General features: G+C 60.7%; 13 protein-coding genes. 9 read left to right on the top strand and 4 right to left on the bottom strand.

The annotated features are described in order from the left end of the window. Positions 1 to 179: 179 nt before the first annotated feature. The 4 genes from cobJ to cobG are packed head-to-tail and all read right to left on the bottom strand — an operon-like array spanning position 180 to position 4,561. Positions 180 to 1,889: a precorrin-3B C(17)-methyltransferase gene (gene cobJ / locus AD668_RS02015; RefSeq protein ID WP_053153903.1), complete on the bottom strand. Its 1,710-nt coding sequence runs from the start codon at positions 1,887 to 1,889 to the stop codon at positions 180 to 182. After that, complete coding sequence (locus tag AD668_RS02010) at positions 1,889 to 2,620, bottom strand: precorrin-2 C(20)-methyltransferase (RefSeq protein WP_053154097.1); 732 nt, start codon at positions 2,618 to 2,620, stop codon at positions 1,889 to 1,891. Before AD668_RS02010 ends, cobJ begins: the two co-directional genes overlap by 1 nt. After that, positions 2,620 to 3,246 carry a precorrin-8X methylmutase gene (locus AD668_RS02005; protein ID WP_053153900.1) on the bottom strand — a complete coding sequence of 209 codons (627 nt, stop codon included), beginning with the start codon at positions 3,244 to 3,246 and terminating at the stop codon, positions 2,620 to 2,622. The genes AD668_RS02010 and AD668_RS02005 overlap by 1 nt, the downstream gene beginning before the upstream one ends. After that, positions 3,239 to 4,561, bottom strand: a complete 1,323-nt coding sequence (cobG, locus tag AD668_RS02000) for a precorrin-3B synthase (RefSeq protein ID WP_053153897.1) — start codon at positions 4,559 to 4,561, stop codon at positions 3,239 to 3,241. Before cobG ends, AD668_RS02005 begins: the two co-directional genes overlap by 8 nt. 267 nt (positions 4,562 to 4,828) lie before the next feature. Between cobG and AD668_RS01995 the strand changes: the two genes are divergently transcribed. The 9 genes from AD668_RS01995 to AD668_RS01955 all read left to right on the top strand — a co-directional run bounded on the left by AD668_RS01995 (position 4,829) and on the right by AD668_RS01955 (position 13,911). Next, complete coding sequence (locus AD668_RS01995; protein WP_053153894.1) at positions 4,829 to 5,485, top strand: hypothetical protein; 657 nt, start codon at positions 4,829 to 4,831, stop codon at positions 5,483 to 5,485. Between the two features lie 133 nt (positions 5,486 to 5,618). Next, positions 5,619 to 6,830 carry a bifunctional cobalt-precorrin-7 (C(5))-methyltransferase/cobalt-precorrin-6B (C(15))-methyltransferase gene (locus tag AD668_RS01990; RefSeq protein ID WP_053153891.1) on the top strand — a complete coding sequence of 404 codons (1,212 nt, stop codon included), beginning with the start codon at positions 5,619 to 5,621 and terminating at the stop codon, positions 6,828 to 6,830. Continuing rightward, positions 6,823 to 7,920, top strand: a complete 1,098-nt coding sequence (locus tag AD668_RS01985; protein ID WP_053153888.1) for a cobalt-precorrin-5B (C(1))-methyltransferase — start codon at positions 6,823 to 6,825, stop codon at positions 7,918 to 7,920. Before AD668_RS01990 ends, AD668_RS01985 begins: the two co-directional genes overlap by 8 nt. Next, positions 7,917 to 8,645: a cobalt-precorrin-6A reductase gene (locus tag AD668_RS01980; protein ID WP_053153885.1), complete on the top strand. Its 729-nt coding sequence runs from the start codon at positions 7,917 to 7,919 to the stop codon at positions 8,643 to 8,645. Before AD668_RS01985 ends, AD668_RS01980 begins: the two co-directional genes overlap by 4 nt. A 171-nt stretch (positions 8,646 to 8,816) precedes the next feature. Then, complete coding sequence (locus AD668_RS28430; RefSeq protein WP_082344399.1) at positions 8,817 to 9,224, top strand: DUF2946 domain-containing protein; 408 nt, start codon at positions 8,817 to 8,819, stop codon at positions 9,222 to 9,224. A gap of 49 nt (positions 9,225 to 9,273) precedes the next feature. Then, a complete protein-coding gene (locus AD668_RS01970; RefSeq protein ID WP_053153881.1) occupies positions 9,274 to 9,753 on the top strand; it encodes a copper chaperone PCu(A)C in 480 nt (159 codons plus the stop codon). 20 nt (positions 9,754 to 9,773) lie between these two features. After that, positions 9,774 to 10,220, top strand: coding sequence for a DUF2946 domain-containing protein (locus tag AD668_RS01965; protein ID WP_053153879.1), 447 nt, complete (start codon positions 9,774 to 9,776; stop codon positions 10,218 to 10,220). 84 nt (positions 10,221 to 10,304) lie between these two features. Continuing rightward, on the top strand, positions 10,305 to 12,422 hold the full coding sequence (locus AD668_RS01960; RefSeq protein ID WP_053153876.1) for a TonB-dependent copper receptor: 2,118 nt from the start codon (positions 10,305 to 10,307) through the stop codon (positions 12,420 to 12,422). 109 nt (positions 12,423 to 12,531) lie between these two features. Further along, entirely contained in the window at positions 12,532 to 13,911 is a 1,380-nt protein-coding gene (locus tag AD668_RS01955) for a PepSY domain-containing protein (protein WP_053153873.1), read from the top strand. The last annotated feature ends 250 nt before the right edge of the window (positions 13,912 to 14,161 follow it).

Raw genomic sequence — 14,161 nt, 5'->3', positions numbered from 1 at the left:
TAGTTAATTAAAAATGCTCAATCCGAGAGCAGTCGAAATTTAACCCGGGAAATTCAAACTAACAACTTCAACTAAATACAACATGTGTAAGCTGCACTTAATTGACAATCACCCTTACAACCGCCTTGAGCAAACAACCAAGGCGGCCCGGTTTATTCGACCGGTAACAGAAAGAGTTATTACTCGACAGGCAAAAGCTTATCGCCATAGCTTCGTGGCGTGTAAACCCAGACGCCAGCGTCAGCACGTGGAATCACGCGAGTTGTCGACGAACCGATGAGTACCATCGTTCGCATATCCACCTGATCGGGACTCAACTGGCCCAGTGTCGTAACCTTCAAGGTCTGCCCCGGACGACCGATGTCACGACCTAACACCACCGGAGTTTGGGGAGTGCGGTGCTGGGCGACGATTTCCAGTGCCCGACCCAGTTGCCAAGGGCGTGCTCGGGAAATTGGATTGTAGAAAGCCAAGGCCAGATCGGCCTGTGACGCCAGATCCAGGCGGGTCTCGATAATCGACCAGGGTTTGAGGTTGTCCGACAGCGACAATACACAGAAGTCATGGCCCAGTGGTGCACCCGCCTGGGCGGCAGTCGCCAGCGAAGCAGAGATGCCAGGCAGGATTTCCAGATCAACGCGATGCCATGCTGCATCGGCGGACTCGTGAAGCGCTTCCAGCACGGCCGCAGCCATTGCGAAAACACCCGGGTCGCCAGACGACACCACCACCACTGAACGCCCTTTGGCTGCCAGTTCAAAAGCGTGCCGGGCGCGCTGCATTTCTTCGCGATTATCCGTGCAATGCAACACCTGCTCGGCGCGGAAAGGCCCCGCCATGCGCACATAGGTTTCATAACCCAGCACGTCATCGGCGCGGGCCAGTTCAGCCTTCACCGCCGGCGCCATCAATTGAGCATCGCCAGGGCCCAGACCAATCACGGCAAGGCGTCCACGAGGACGGCCGACATGCGACGAGTCCAAAGGCTGTTCAGCGATTGCAATGGCAATGGCGCCGTCAAGCAGGACGGAGATTGACTGGCCAACGGCACGGCGCAGTCCATCACCTCTTAATGCCTCAGGCTTGGCGAACCGCAACGGCACATCCAGTTCAATCGCCGCTTCACGCAGCGCCGGGCTGGCCATTTCAGTCTCGCAAGCCAGCAGACAGACCAGTGACTGTTGCGCGATTGCGGCTTGATGCAAAGCTGCGCGAACGGCTGTCGGCACATCCGCCATTCCCGGACTCACAGCGACCACGACGTTGCGTGGATAGATCAACAGTTCGTCTTTCGCCGGGCTACGTTCAACATGGCTGACATGCACCGTCAACCGCGCTTGTGCATCCTCAGGTAATTGCGCCTGTGCCAGCCAGGGGGCCGAACCTTCGATGCGCACCGTTTCGCCTGCCAGCAAATCGGAAACAAAACGCTTGCCCCGCTCCAGATCACCCAGGGCATATCCATTGGGTGGGTTGAGCAAACACGTGCCGAAACGCAGCTCCCCGCTGGTGGTGATTGCCGCGCAGACTTCAAGTGCCGCTGCAATCTCCCGCGCCATTACATTCACGCCGCCGAGGCCTCCCAGCAATGGCACCACCGCACTGCCATCTTCGGCCACCGCCAGCACCGGCGGCTCGGCACCTTTTTCCAGCAACAGCGGCGCCAGGGTGCGAATCACGATCCCGGCAGCGCACAAGGCAATGATCGGCGTGCCCTGTTGATAAAACTCACGAAGAGTCGAACCGAATTCACGATAGGTTTGGTCCGCACCGTCCACCCGTCCGGACAGGCCGTGAATCAGGGCGTCGGGATACACCTGTTGAATACTGCGCGCGGTGGCGAGACTGCCGTTGCCGAGAATGACAATCGCCGGAACTGAAGGAATCATCAGCCTTGCCACCTTTCACCGGGAACGATGATCAACGAGAAGTAAGGCGAAGACATCGGCTCGACCTGATCCAGCGGTACGATCTTCTGATTAGCCATGGTCGCGCGCTCGACGTACAACGCACGCTCGGCCAGACCGAGTTCTTCCAGCACCTGACGAACCTTGGGAAAGTTGCGCCCCAGCTTCATGATCACCGCCGCATCGGCATCGGCCAGTCGACGTTTGAGCTCGTCGGGCGGCAGCACACCGGACAGCACCGACAGGCTCTGATTGCGATACACCAGCGGCGCGCCGAGCACCGACGCCCCCCCCAGCATCGAACACACACCCGGCACAACTTCGGCCTGGTAACGCTCGGCCAGTCGGTCATGCAGGTACATGTAGGAGCCGTAGAAGAACGGATCGCCCTCGCAAATCACCGCGACATCGCGACCGGCGTCCAGATGCGCGGCCACCGCCTGGGCGGCCTCATCGTAGAAATCGCTGATGACTTGCTCATAGGACAACGGTGCCGGCAGCACTTCGGTGGTCACCGGATACACCAGTGGCAGCAGATTCTGCGCCTCTTGAAGATGCGCCTCGATGATGCCGAACGCGTTGCCCTTCTTACCCTTGGCCACGAAGTACGCCACCACCGGCGACTCTCGCAGCAAACGCAGAGCCTTGACCGTAATCAGTTCCGGATCACCAGGGCCCACGCCGAGGCCGATCAACCGTCCAGGTTGCTGCATCATTCGATCTCCGTGGCGAGGGCATTGACGGCGGCGGCGGCCATGGCGCTACCGCCCAGGCGACCTTGCATGATGACGAACGGCACGCCACGGCTGTCTGCCGCCAACGCTGCCTTGGACTCGGCCGCACCGACAAAACCCACCGGAAAACCGAGGATCAGTGCCGGTTTCGGAGCGCCGGCATCGAGCATTTCCAACAGATAAAACAGCGCAGTGGGCGCGTTGCCGATTACCACCACACTGTCCTTCAGATGCGGGCGCCACAGCTCCAGGGCGGCGGCGGAGCGGGTGTTACCCAACTCGCGGGCCAACTGCGGGACGCTCTCATCACGCAGGGTGCAGATGACCGGATTGTTCGCCGGCAAACGTGCCCGGGTAATACCTTCGGACACCATCCGCGCATCACACAGGATCGGCGCTCCGGCAGCCAGCGCATCGCGCCCGGCCTTGCCCGCGCCGTCGGAAAACTGCAGACCGTCGATGGCCTCGACCATGCCGCAGGCGTGGATCACACGGACCGCGAGCTTCTCCAGATCAGCCGGGATTCGGTCGAGGTTGGCTTCGTCGCGGATGATCGCGAAAGAATTGCGATAGATCTCCTGACCGTCGCGGATGTAATCAAGCATCAAGGGGGCTCCGTGAGCGGGCGTCGAGCAGGGACGCGACCGCTTCAATAGTAAGGTTGCGTGCGTGCAGCGCGCCGAAACCCGGCAGCGCTGCATTGCGAAAATAGAGATCGTAGTGATCGGGTGCGACAGCCAGCAATGTGACAGGGGCACTGTGTGCGCAAGCGCAGGAGCGCGCACAGCCTGACAAGTGAACCTGCACCGGTACAGATTGATCACCCAAAAGTACGGCCAGTTGCCGTGCATCACACTTGGTATCCGCCAGCCCTTTGGCACAACCGGTCGAGCCGGTGCACGCCACGAGATGGGACAGGGATTGGGTAGCGTCGGTCAGATACCCCAGGGCGCGTAACTGCTGACTGACAGCGCTGGCGTCTGCTTGGCTGATGTTGGGCAGCAACACGCTTTGCCAGGGTGTCATGCGCAGGCTCGCGTCGCCGAACGCCTCGGCCAGCATCGCCGCGCCCTTGAGCATTGCTGGATTCAACCGCCCCAGCGGTGGCATGGCACCAACGTACACAAGGCCTTCCTCGCGCTGTGGATAAATGCCGATGTGCATCCCGCAGAGATTGGGCGTGCGCTCCCAGTTCTCGATGGGGGACAGTGATACATGCCCGGCCAGTCTTTCCAACAGCAAGTGAAGCGGATGCTCGGCCAGCAAATGGCGCATCCGGGTCTGCTCCGGCCGGGCGAGTTCAAGAAACAATTCCAGCACCGTCACCACCAGGCGGTGTCCATCCCGCACCCGTACCGCCGCGACAGGCGCTTGCGTCGGACACCCGCCCAGACCAAACGCCAGCAACTGCTCGCCATTGCGCTCAACCGCGCTTAACCAAAGATCATGGGGATGTTCGAGCATCGCCAGGCCTTCGCCGCCATCGAGTTGCACGGCGAACTTGGCCGATAGCTCGTGAAAGCGCGGATGGGTTTGCAAAGTGTCGAGAATTTGCCGGGCCAGAGGGCGAGTGTCGATCAGCAGATGCCGATCAAGGCCGGCGGTAGGACTGAGCATCAGATTGCGCACATCGTCGCCGGCGACAGTGGTGGGTCCCAGCCCGGCGGCCAGCAGTGTATCGATCAATGCCCGTGCATCAGGACCAATGCCGCGAACTTGCAGGTTGGCCCGATTCGTCACCTCGATCACGCCGCCGGCGTATCGCTGCGCCGCATCGGCCACGGCAAGGGCTTGATCCGCGCGGATAGCGCCGCCGTCAAGTTTGATCCGGCAAATGCCACCGTCCAACGCCTGGACGACACGCAACAACCCGGGACAGGCCGAAGGGCGTATAGGACTGGAAGTCTGACCTGAATTCACGGGATGGCCGGTTGCGGGACGAAGGTCGGCATTATGCCTGCTTTGCTCGGCGGGATGAAAAGCTCAAATGGGTTGACGACGAAACGCGTGAGCGGCTGGTCGATGATTGAGTGTTCAGGTGGATGGACATCAAACAGACATGCCCTTCTAAACGAAGCGCAAGAATCATTTATTCAAACAACGTTGATTTCAACTCATCAACCGCTCTTGTACGGTCCGAAGGCTTCACAACACTCACCAACCCACTGTGAAAACATGGAGCTTCATATGGATATTCAACTGCCTGCGGGCACCACGACCGGACACAACCTGGTTTCATGCATAGGTGAACTCTCACTGCAGGACTTTGACGATTTGACCCAATGCACCCAAATCGCCACGTGCTCTGCCGATAGGCTCAGCAGCCGTTTTGCCAACTCGGCAGTGTGGCTCAACGAGTACGTCAATACACTGGATTTTCTAGGCTGGTCCGTCTTCAATGATGCCATCTTCACCCGCACACAATACGACGTCTCGAAAAGCGTTGCCGACCTCCTGGTGCAAAGCGCTCAGGCCATGCCCGATCGCCGCCAGGGAAATGCCATGATCGACACGCTCGACGCCTTGAAACCCAACAAAGCGGCGAACTATTCCCTGGACACTGAAAGCTTGCAGGGGGAGCGCTTTCAGGTCATTCCGACCCGTTACGACGCAAAGGGCTTTCTGGAAATTGGCGTTTTTAACCTGGAACTGGTGGCTAACACGAAAAAGAGCAGTTTTCTGTTCTGGAATTGGGCGGGACACACGACCCACATTATTCAGCAATGCGCCTACCTGAAACTCGACAGACGTAAACTCGACACCCGAAGAGCACTCATCGAGAAAAAGCTTCTCAGCATCAGCATGAAAAGATTCGACTTGGCAAAGACCAGAAACAACGCCTGAGGCCCGCAAAACGACTTCACCGACTTCCGACAGGCCAATGCAACCGCCACCGCGCTATCATGCGCAACGGCGCAGACAGGCACAGGCCTGAGCGCTGTGAGGAATAGGCGTCGCTTGATAAATGAGGAACAGCATGACCCCCTGGCTGACAGTGGTAGGCATCGGTGAAGACGGCTTCAAGGGCATGGGCAGAAATGCCAGGCATGCGTTGCTGGGCGCATCACGGATCATCGGCGGCCAACGCCAACTGGATTTGCTACCGGTCTGCATACGTGGCGAGCGTCAACTGTGGCCCAGCCCGTTTTCGATTGAGCCGGTTCTGGCCAGACGCGGAGAGCCTGTCTGTGTTCTTGCCAGCGGCGATCCGATGTTCTATGGCGTTGGCGCCAGCCTCGCTCGAAAACTGCCTGCCAGTGAAATGCTGATCCTGCCCGCGAGCTCTTCATGCTCGCTGGCAGCCTCCCGGATGGGCTGGGCATTGCAGGACGTCGTTACGCTTTCAACGGTTGCCCGTCCGATCCCGGCACTAAATGCCTACTGGGCCAGCGGTGTCCGCATGCTGGTGTTGAGCAACGACGGTAGAACCCCCGCCGCTGTCGCGACCCTGCTGCGCGAGCGCGGATTTGGTCCGAGTCGCATGACCGTTCTGGAGCATCTGGGCGGCGAAGCCGAACGCCGCATCGAAGGGGTCGCCAGCGACTGGCACGATACGCTGATCGCCGACCTGAACCTGATCGCCATCGACTGCATCGCCGAACCGAACACACCGCGCCTGTCACGACTGGCAGGCCTGCCGGACTCGGCATTCAAACACGACGGCCAACTGACCAAACGCGATATCCGCGCAATCACCCTCGCCCGCCTCGCCCCAATGCCCGGTGAACGGCTGTGGGATGTCGGTGCCGGCTGTGGCTCGATCGGCATCGAATGGATGCGCGCTCACCCCAGTTGCCGCGCACTGGCCATCGAGGCGGATGCGGGCCGACAAGCGTTGATCGAACATAACCGCGATGCCCTTGGCGTTCCTGGTCTGCAACTGGTACGAGGCAGCGCCCCGCAAGCGCTGACCGGGCTGGAACGGCCCGACGCCATTTTCATCGGCGGCGGGGTTACCCGCGAGGGCGTGCTCGATACATGCTGGACCGCACTTAAACCCGGTGGGCGCCTGATTGCCAATGCTGTGACCTTGCAAAGTGAAATGTCTCTGATGAACTGGCGCGAACAGCACGGCGGCGAGCTGACGCGCATCCATATCGCTCAGGCCCAACCGCTGGGAGACTTCGACACCTGGCGTCAGGCCCTGCCGATTACCCTGTTGGACGTGACGAAGCCTTTCGATGCGTGACGAAACCGCAGAGCAACCCGCGCCCCTGCGCAGTGGCCTGACCACCGGCAGTTGCGCCACCGCCACCAGCCTCGCAGCCGCTCGCTTGTTGCTCGGCGGCCTGTGCGCCGACGCAGTCGAAATCATTCTACCCAAGGGCAAACAGGTGCAAATGCGCCTGGAGTTCTGCCGCCTGACCGAACACGGCGCTGAGGCGGGCACCATCAAGGACGCCGGCGACGATCCGGACGTGACACACGGCGCCCTGCTCTTCTGCGAAGTTCGCCTGAGTGCCACACCGGGCGTTCGCTTCATCGCAGGGCGAGGCGTCGGTACGGTCACCCGGCCGGGGCTGGTGCTAGGGGTCGGCGAACCGGCGATCAACCCGGTGCCGCGCAAAATGATTGGCGATCACTTGTCGCGGCTGGCTGACGAGTTCAGTTATGGCGGCGGTTTTGACGTCACGATCAACGTCGAGGACGGCGAGGCACTGGCGTTGAAAACCATGAACCCGCGCCTGGGCATTCTCGGCGGCCTGTCGATCCTCGGCACCAGCGGTATCGTTCGGCCATTCTCCTGTGCGGCCTACATCGCCTCGATCCATCAAGGCATCGATGTCGCCAAAACCAACGGTTACCTGCACATCGCCGCTTGCACCGGCAACGCCAGCGAAGACACCATGCGCCGGATCTATAACCTGCCGGAAATTGCCCTGATCGAAATGGGCGATTTTGTCGGCGCCGTGCTCAAGCACCTGCGCAAAGTGCCTGTGGATAAACTCAGCCTTTGCGGCGGTTTCGGCAAGATCAGCAAACTGGCGGCCGGGCATATGGATTTGCACAGCCGTCATTCCAGCATCGACCTGCCGCAACTGGCCGACTGGGCGGCGGCAATCGGCGCCGATGCAGCTTTGCAGCAAGACATTCGCGAGGCCAATACCAGTCAGCAAGCCTTGGCCATGGCTAGCGCCGCCGGGGTCGCCCTCGGTGATGAGGTGTGTCGGCACGCCCTGAACTTCGCCCGCAGCGTCGTGCCTGCACAGGTTCAGGTCGAGGTGTTTGCCATCGACCGTCAAGGCGGGATCGTTGGGCATGCGGGAGCTTTTCAATGAAGCGAATCTTGCTGCTCGGAGGTGTGACCGAAGCCTTGGCCATCGCCCGCACACTGGGGCCGCAGCACATCTACAGCCTCGCCGGCATAGGGCGGGTGCCGACGGATCTGCAGTGCCAGGTTCACGTCGGTGGCTTTGGTGGAGCCGAAGGCCTCGCGCAGTTCATCCGCGAAAATGGCGTCGACCTGCTTCTCGACGCTACCCATCCTTACGCCGCCCGGATCAGCCAGAACGCCGCGACAGCTGCCCGACTGAGCGGCATTCCCCTTTGGGCCCTTCGGCGCCCGGCATGGCAACCCCAGCCCAGTGACGACTGGCGAGAAGTCTGCGATTGGGCGGAACTGATCGAAACCCTGAAACCCTTTCACCGCCCCCTGTTCACCCTCGGTCGCGAGCCGCTACAGCATCTGGACGAAATCCCTGTGGAACAATTCTGGACCCTGCGCGCACTGGACGTTTACCCGGGCAACACACGTTGCGAAGTGATCGGCGCGCGCGGGCCGTTTTTGATCGACGATGAACGTGCCCTGTTCGAACGCAGGAACATCGACGTGTTGATCAGCAAAAACAGCGGCAGCAGCGCGACTGAACCGAAGCTTGAGGTGGCGCGGGAGCGTGGGGTGCCGGTGATTGTATTGAAGCGGCCGGTGTTGCCGGGGGTTGAGCGTGAGTTTGGCTCGGTGGCCGAAATATTGCGTGCAATGACAGAGCAGGCATCGATGTGATCGATGCGAACGAGCAAAGCCAAAGTGATACTGGCACTCTGGAATTCGCGACTATCATGAAGGCTATGATTGTTTGGCGCTGCGACACCAAACCACACGCAGTCTTTTTACTTATCGGCCCTGATCAGGCTAAATAGCCGCGCCTGATCGCTCACCCACCGGATTTGTCCCATGTCCCGACAACGGCTCGCAATTGCCTGGATCGCCTGCTTCGCAGTGCTGTTCAACATGCTCGCCATGCCGATGACCGGTGCGATGGCGCAGTCGGCGAAGTCGGCGAAGTCGCCTGCCGAACAATTGTTGTGGGGCAGTTTCTGCTCTTCCAGCGGTACGAAGATGGTGGCGATTTCACTGGGGAATATCGAACAGAAAGCGCCACAAAACGACGACCATTCCAGCATGCAGCATTGCTGGTGCTGCTCTGGCTCCGCCCCCATGGTCGCGCTTCCCGGTCACGAGCCACAGCTGTATTTCGCGCACTTCGAGTCCAATCGAAGCCAGCCGCCGCCATCGCTGAACACCCCGACACCGCGCCAGCAATGGCCGAGCCTCAATCCTCGCGCCCCCCCTCTGGTCTGATTCCTGCTCGCAATTGATCTGCGTTTTTGAATCGCTCTGGAGAACTGCCATGTTGAACAAACTCATCGTTCTGGCTGCGTTGCTGCTGCCTGCCTGCTTTGCCAATGCCCACGAATACAAGGTCGGTGCACTGGAGATCGCCCATCCCTGGTCGCAGGAGTTGCCGCCCAATGCACCGACCGTGGCGGCGTACTTCATCATCCACAACAGCGGTAACTCCGCGGACCGTCTGCTGAGCGTCGATTCGCCGATTGCCGGCGAAGCGCAATTGCACGAACACGTGATGAAAAACGACCTGATGAAGATGCAGCCGGTACCGAGCGTGGAAATTCCAGCCGGCGGCAACGTCACCTTCGCCCCCATGGCCTATCACGTGATGCTGGTGAACCTGAAAGACCGCAGCCTGCTCAGTGACGGCAAGCGCTTTCCCATGACACTGCACTTCGAGAAATCCGGCGACGTGACCGTCGAAGTCGCGGTGCAGAAACAGGCGCCCGAGGTTACGGCACAGCACGTGCACGCCCAGTAAGCGTCTGAGCAGAATTCGCCATGCGCCCGCTTAGCGCCAGGTCATCCAGGTCACGCGGTCAGTCATTGAGCCTGACACGCGGCAGCTGGATCAGCCTGTTCGCCATGCTGATGATTTTCATCGGTCCACTGATTTCCCAGTCGATGCCGATGGATCAGCACGCCCCGATGTCCATGGAAATGTCGATGGACATGAGCATGGACATGCCGGCGATGGAGCACGCCGGACACGGCGCGCAACCTGCCGCCGAACATTGCCCACCAGAAGCCGGACACCATGCGCTGTGGGAAAAGTGCGGTTATTGCAGCCTGCTGTTCAATTGCCCGGCGCTGACGGGTGGCGGGTCATTCGCAACGTTCGACATCCCGACCGTCAACACCTTCACGACCCCTTCCCCACGCCTGGGTCATGCCCGGCAAACCTTCTTCCCCGGCGCCCGCACCCGCGCCCCGCCTGTCGTCGCGTAAACACCCACCTCCGATTTCACACGGTTGCGCAGACAGCATCAGGTTGTCGGCCGTGTCGTTTACGACTGTTCGATGGAAATTGTCATGTCCAGGTTTTCCGCTGCCCCGCGCTTGAGCACTGCCCAAGCCTCTAATGCCCTGAGCGAGTCCAGCATTCGCTTCAGGCACGCCACCGCGCTCCTGTGCGGTGCCTTGCTCGCGCCTTCCGCGCTGGCCGATGAACACACCGGTCACAGTGAAGAACTGAGCCCGACCGTCATCACCGCCATTGCCCCAAGTTCACCGTTGACCATCGTCACCAACCCCAGAGATCCACGCCAACCGGTGCCGGCCAGTGACGGCTCCGACTATCTGAAGACCATTCCAGGCTTCGCCCAAGTACGCAACGGTGGCACCAATGGCGACCCGGTCTTGCGCGGCATGTTCGGTTCGCGACTGAACATCCTCACCAACGGCGGCATGATGCTGGGCGCCTGCCCGGGCCGCATGGATGCGCCGACTTCGTACATCTCACCGGAAACCTACGACAAACTGACCGTGATCAAGGGCCCGCAAACCGTGCTCTGGGGTCCAGGGGCTTCGGCCGGTACGATCCTCTTCGACCGCGAGCCAGAAAGCTTTGGTGAACTCGGCACACGGGTAAACGCCAGCGTGTTGGCCGGCTCCAACGGCCGTTTCGACAAAGTGGTGGACGCCGCTGCCGGCGGGCCATTGGGTTATGTGCGCGTCATCGGCAACACCGCACAGGCCGACGATTACAAGGACGGCAACAACGACACCGTGGCGTCACGCTACGACAAATGGAACGGCGACGTCGCCGTCGGCTGGACCCCGAACGCCGACACCTTGCTGGAGCTGACTGCCGGCAAGGGCGATGGCGAAGCCCGTTACGCCGGACGCGGCATGGACGGTTCGCAGTTCCTGCGCGAGAGCCTTGGCCTGCGTTTCGAACAGTCCAACATCGGCGATGTGCTGGACAAGATCGAAGCGCAGGTCTACTACAACTACGCCGATCACGTGATGGACAACTACACCCTGCGCACGCCGTCCGGTACCGGGATGATGGCCGGTCCCATGGCGTCCAACGTCGACCGCCGCACCCTCGGTGCGCGGGTCAAAGCGACATGGCGTTGGGCCGATGTGCAGTTGATCAGCGGCATCGACGCACAAACCAACGAGCATCGCCAACGCAGCGCCATGGGCATCGATACCTACAAGGACCTGCCGTACACCAAGGACGCCGACTTCCATAATTACGGGGTGTTCGGTGAGCTGACCTGGTACGCCGCCGACCGTGATCGCTTGATCAGCGGTGCACGCCTGGACCGTGCCTCGGCCAGGGATTTGCGGCAAACCATCGGCTCGGGCATGATGACCCGCCCGAACCCGACCGCCGACGACACCCGCGCCGATACCCTACCCAGCGGTTTCATCCGCTACGAACACGATCTGGCCGACAGCCCGACCACGCTGTACGCGGGCCTCGGTCACACCCAGCGTTTCCCGGATTACTGGGAGCTGTTTTCGCCCAACTCCGGCCCCGCCGGATCAGTGAACGCGTTCGATTCGATCAAGCCGGAAAAAACCACTCAGCTCGACTTCGGCCTGCAATACCAAACCGAAGACCTCGAAGCCTGGGCCTCGGCGTATGTCGGCCAGGTGCGCGACTACATCCTGTTCAACTACACCCCGACCATGATGGGTACGACCTCGCAAGCCGAAAACATCGACGCGCGAATCATGGGCGGCGAACTGGGCGCAGCCTACAAGCTCAGCGAAAACTGGAAAGCCGACGCGACCCTGGCCTACGCCTGGGGCAAGAACAGCAGCGATGGCAATGCATTGCCGCAAATGCCGCCGCTGGATGCGCGTTTCGGCCTGACGTATAGCGAAGAAAACTGGAGCGCCGGCGCTTTGTGGAGAGTAGTCGCCGCGCAAAACCGTATCGACCAGAACAAGGGCAACGTGGTCGGCAAGGACTTCGACAAGACGCCAGGTTTCGGCGTTTTTTCTCTCAACGGTGCCTATCGGATCAACAAAAACTGGAAGGTCAGCAGCGGTGTCGACAACCTGTTCGGCAAGGCTTACGCCGAACACTTGAACCTGGCCGGCAATGCCGGTTTTGGCTACCCCGCCAATGACCCGCAAGCCATCAAGGAACCGGGGCGAACGCTCTGGACCAAGGTGGATATGAGTTTCTGACAACAGCGCAGGCAAGCCGCTCCTTTGTAGGAGCGAGCTTGCTCGCGATCGGTTGCGCAGCAACCGCAAAACAAACAACTAAAAGATCCAGCCACGCGGAGCACACGTGATGAAACAGCCCAAAGTGAATTTCTACAACCTGGCCTGGCGCTGGCATTTCTATGCCGGATTGTTCGTTGCGCCTTTCATGGTGATGCTGGCCCTGACCGGCACCCTCTACCTGTTCAAGCCGCAGCTTGATTCATTGATGTACAGCAGCCTGCTCAATGTTCCGGCCGGCCATCACAGCGTGCCGGCCGACGATCTGCTCAAGCGTGTGAAGGACGCCTACCCACAGGCAACCATCAAGCAATACCTGCCCCCGGTCAGCGCCGAACGCAGCGCACAGTTTGTCGTGCTCAATGGCGGCAACGAGCTGAATGTGTTCGTCGATCCGTACCACGGCGACATCCTCGGCGAGCAAGATGCCAAGAAAAACCTGCAAGCCATCGCCCGGGCGATCCATGGCGAGTTGATGATCGGTACCGTCGGTGACCGGCTGATCGAACTGGCCGCTGGCTGGGGCGTGGTGCTGGTGGTCTCCGGGGTGTTTCTGTGGTGGCCGCGCGGTCAAGCGGCGGGCATATTGTGGCCACGTTTGAGCAGTCGCGGCCGCGTCCTGTGGCGAGACCTGCACGCCGTCACCGGATTCTGGGGTGCCTCCCTGCTGCTGGTGATGCTGCTCAGCGGCATGACCTGGACAGGGTTCTGGGGCCAGCAATACGCAGCGGTGTGGAACGTCTTTCCGGCAGCGATGTGGGATGACGTGCCGAAATCCGACGTCGAGGCCCGCAGTCTCAACAGTGCAACCCGCCAGACCGTCCCATGGGCCATGGAAAACACCCCGATGCCGATGTCCGGTGACCATGCCGAACACATGGCCCACGGTGGTGCGCAGGCCGGCCCGGCCGCGCCGACCATCAGCCTGCAAGACGTGCAGAACATCGCCGTGCAACGCAAGGTCGAACCCGGTTACAGCATCACCTTCCCGACCACCGCCACCGGTGTCTTCACCATCGCCGTGTTCGCCGACGATCCACGCAACGACGCCACACTGCACGTCGATCAGTACACCGGCGACGTACTCGCCGATGTGCGTTACGAGCAATACGGCACGGTTGCCCGCGCCACGGAAATCGGCGTGATGCTGCACGAAGGCAAGATGTTCGGGGTGGTCAACCAGATCATCGTGCTGATCATCTGCCTGATGATCCTGCTCAGCGCCGTCAGCGGTGTGGTGATCTGGTGGAAGCGTCGCCCGCAAGGCAAGTTGGGCGTACCGCCGCTGCGCCACGACCTGCCAAAATGGAAGACCGCGATGGTCATCATGTTCGCGTTGGCGGTGGCCTTCCCGCTGGTGGGCGCTTCGCTGGTGGTGGTGTGGTTGCTCGATCGGCTGCTGCTGTCGCGTTTCACCCGGCAAACTGAATCGGCCTCGCCGTCAGCATAAATATGACGTGACTTGATCTGCCGTCATGTAGGAGCTGCCGGAGGCTGCGATCTTTCGATTGTTCTGGATCAAAAGATCGCAGCCTCGTTTCACTCGACAGCGCCTACATGCATCAACACTCGCCCCAATCTGGCGCAATACATTGCACCAACGCGCCAGACACGATCTCTCATGGTGCGCCAGCAAATGGCGCAACCGCTCTAGAACGACATTTCCCTGCCTTTGCCCGACCGGGCACAGCCCTTGCTAT

The organism is Pseudomonas sp. P1.8 (genome assembly GCF_001269805.1).
GTDB lineage: Bacteria > Pseudomonadota > Gammaproteobacteria > Pseudomonadales > Pseudomonadaceae > Aquipseudomonas.
The sequence above is the reverse complement of the archived record's forward strand: the minus strand, read 5'-3'. Positions and strand labels throughout refer to the sequence as shown.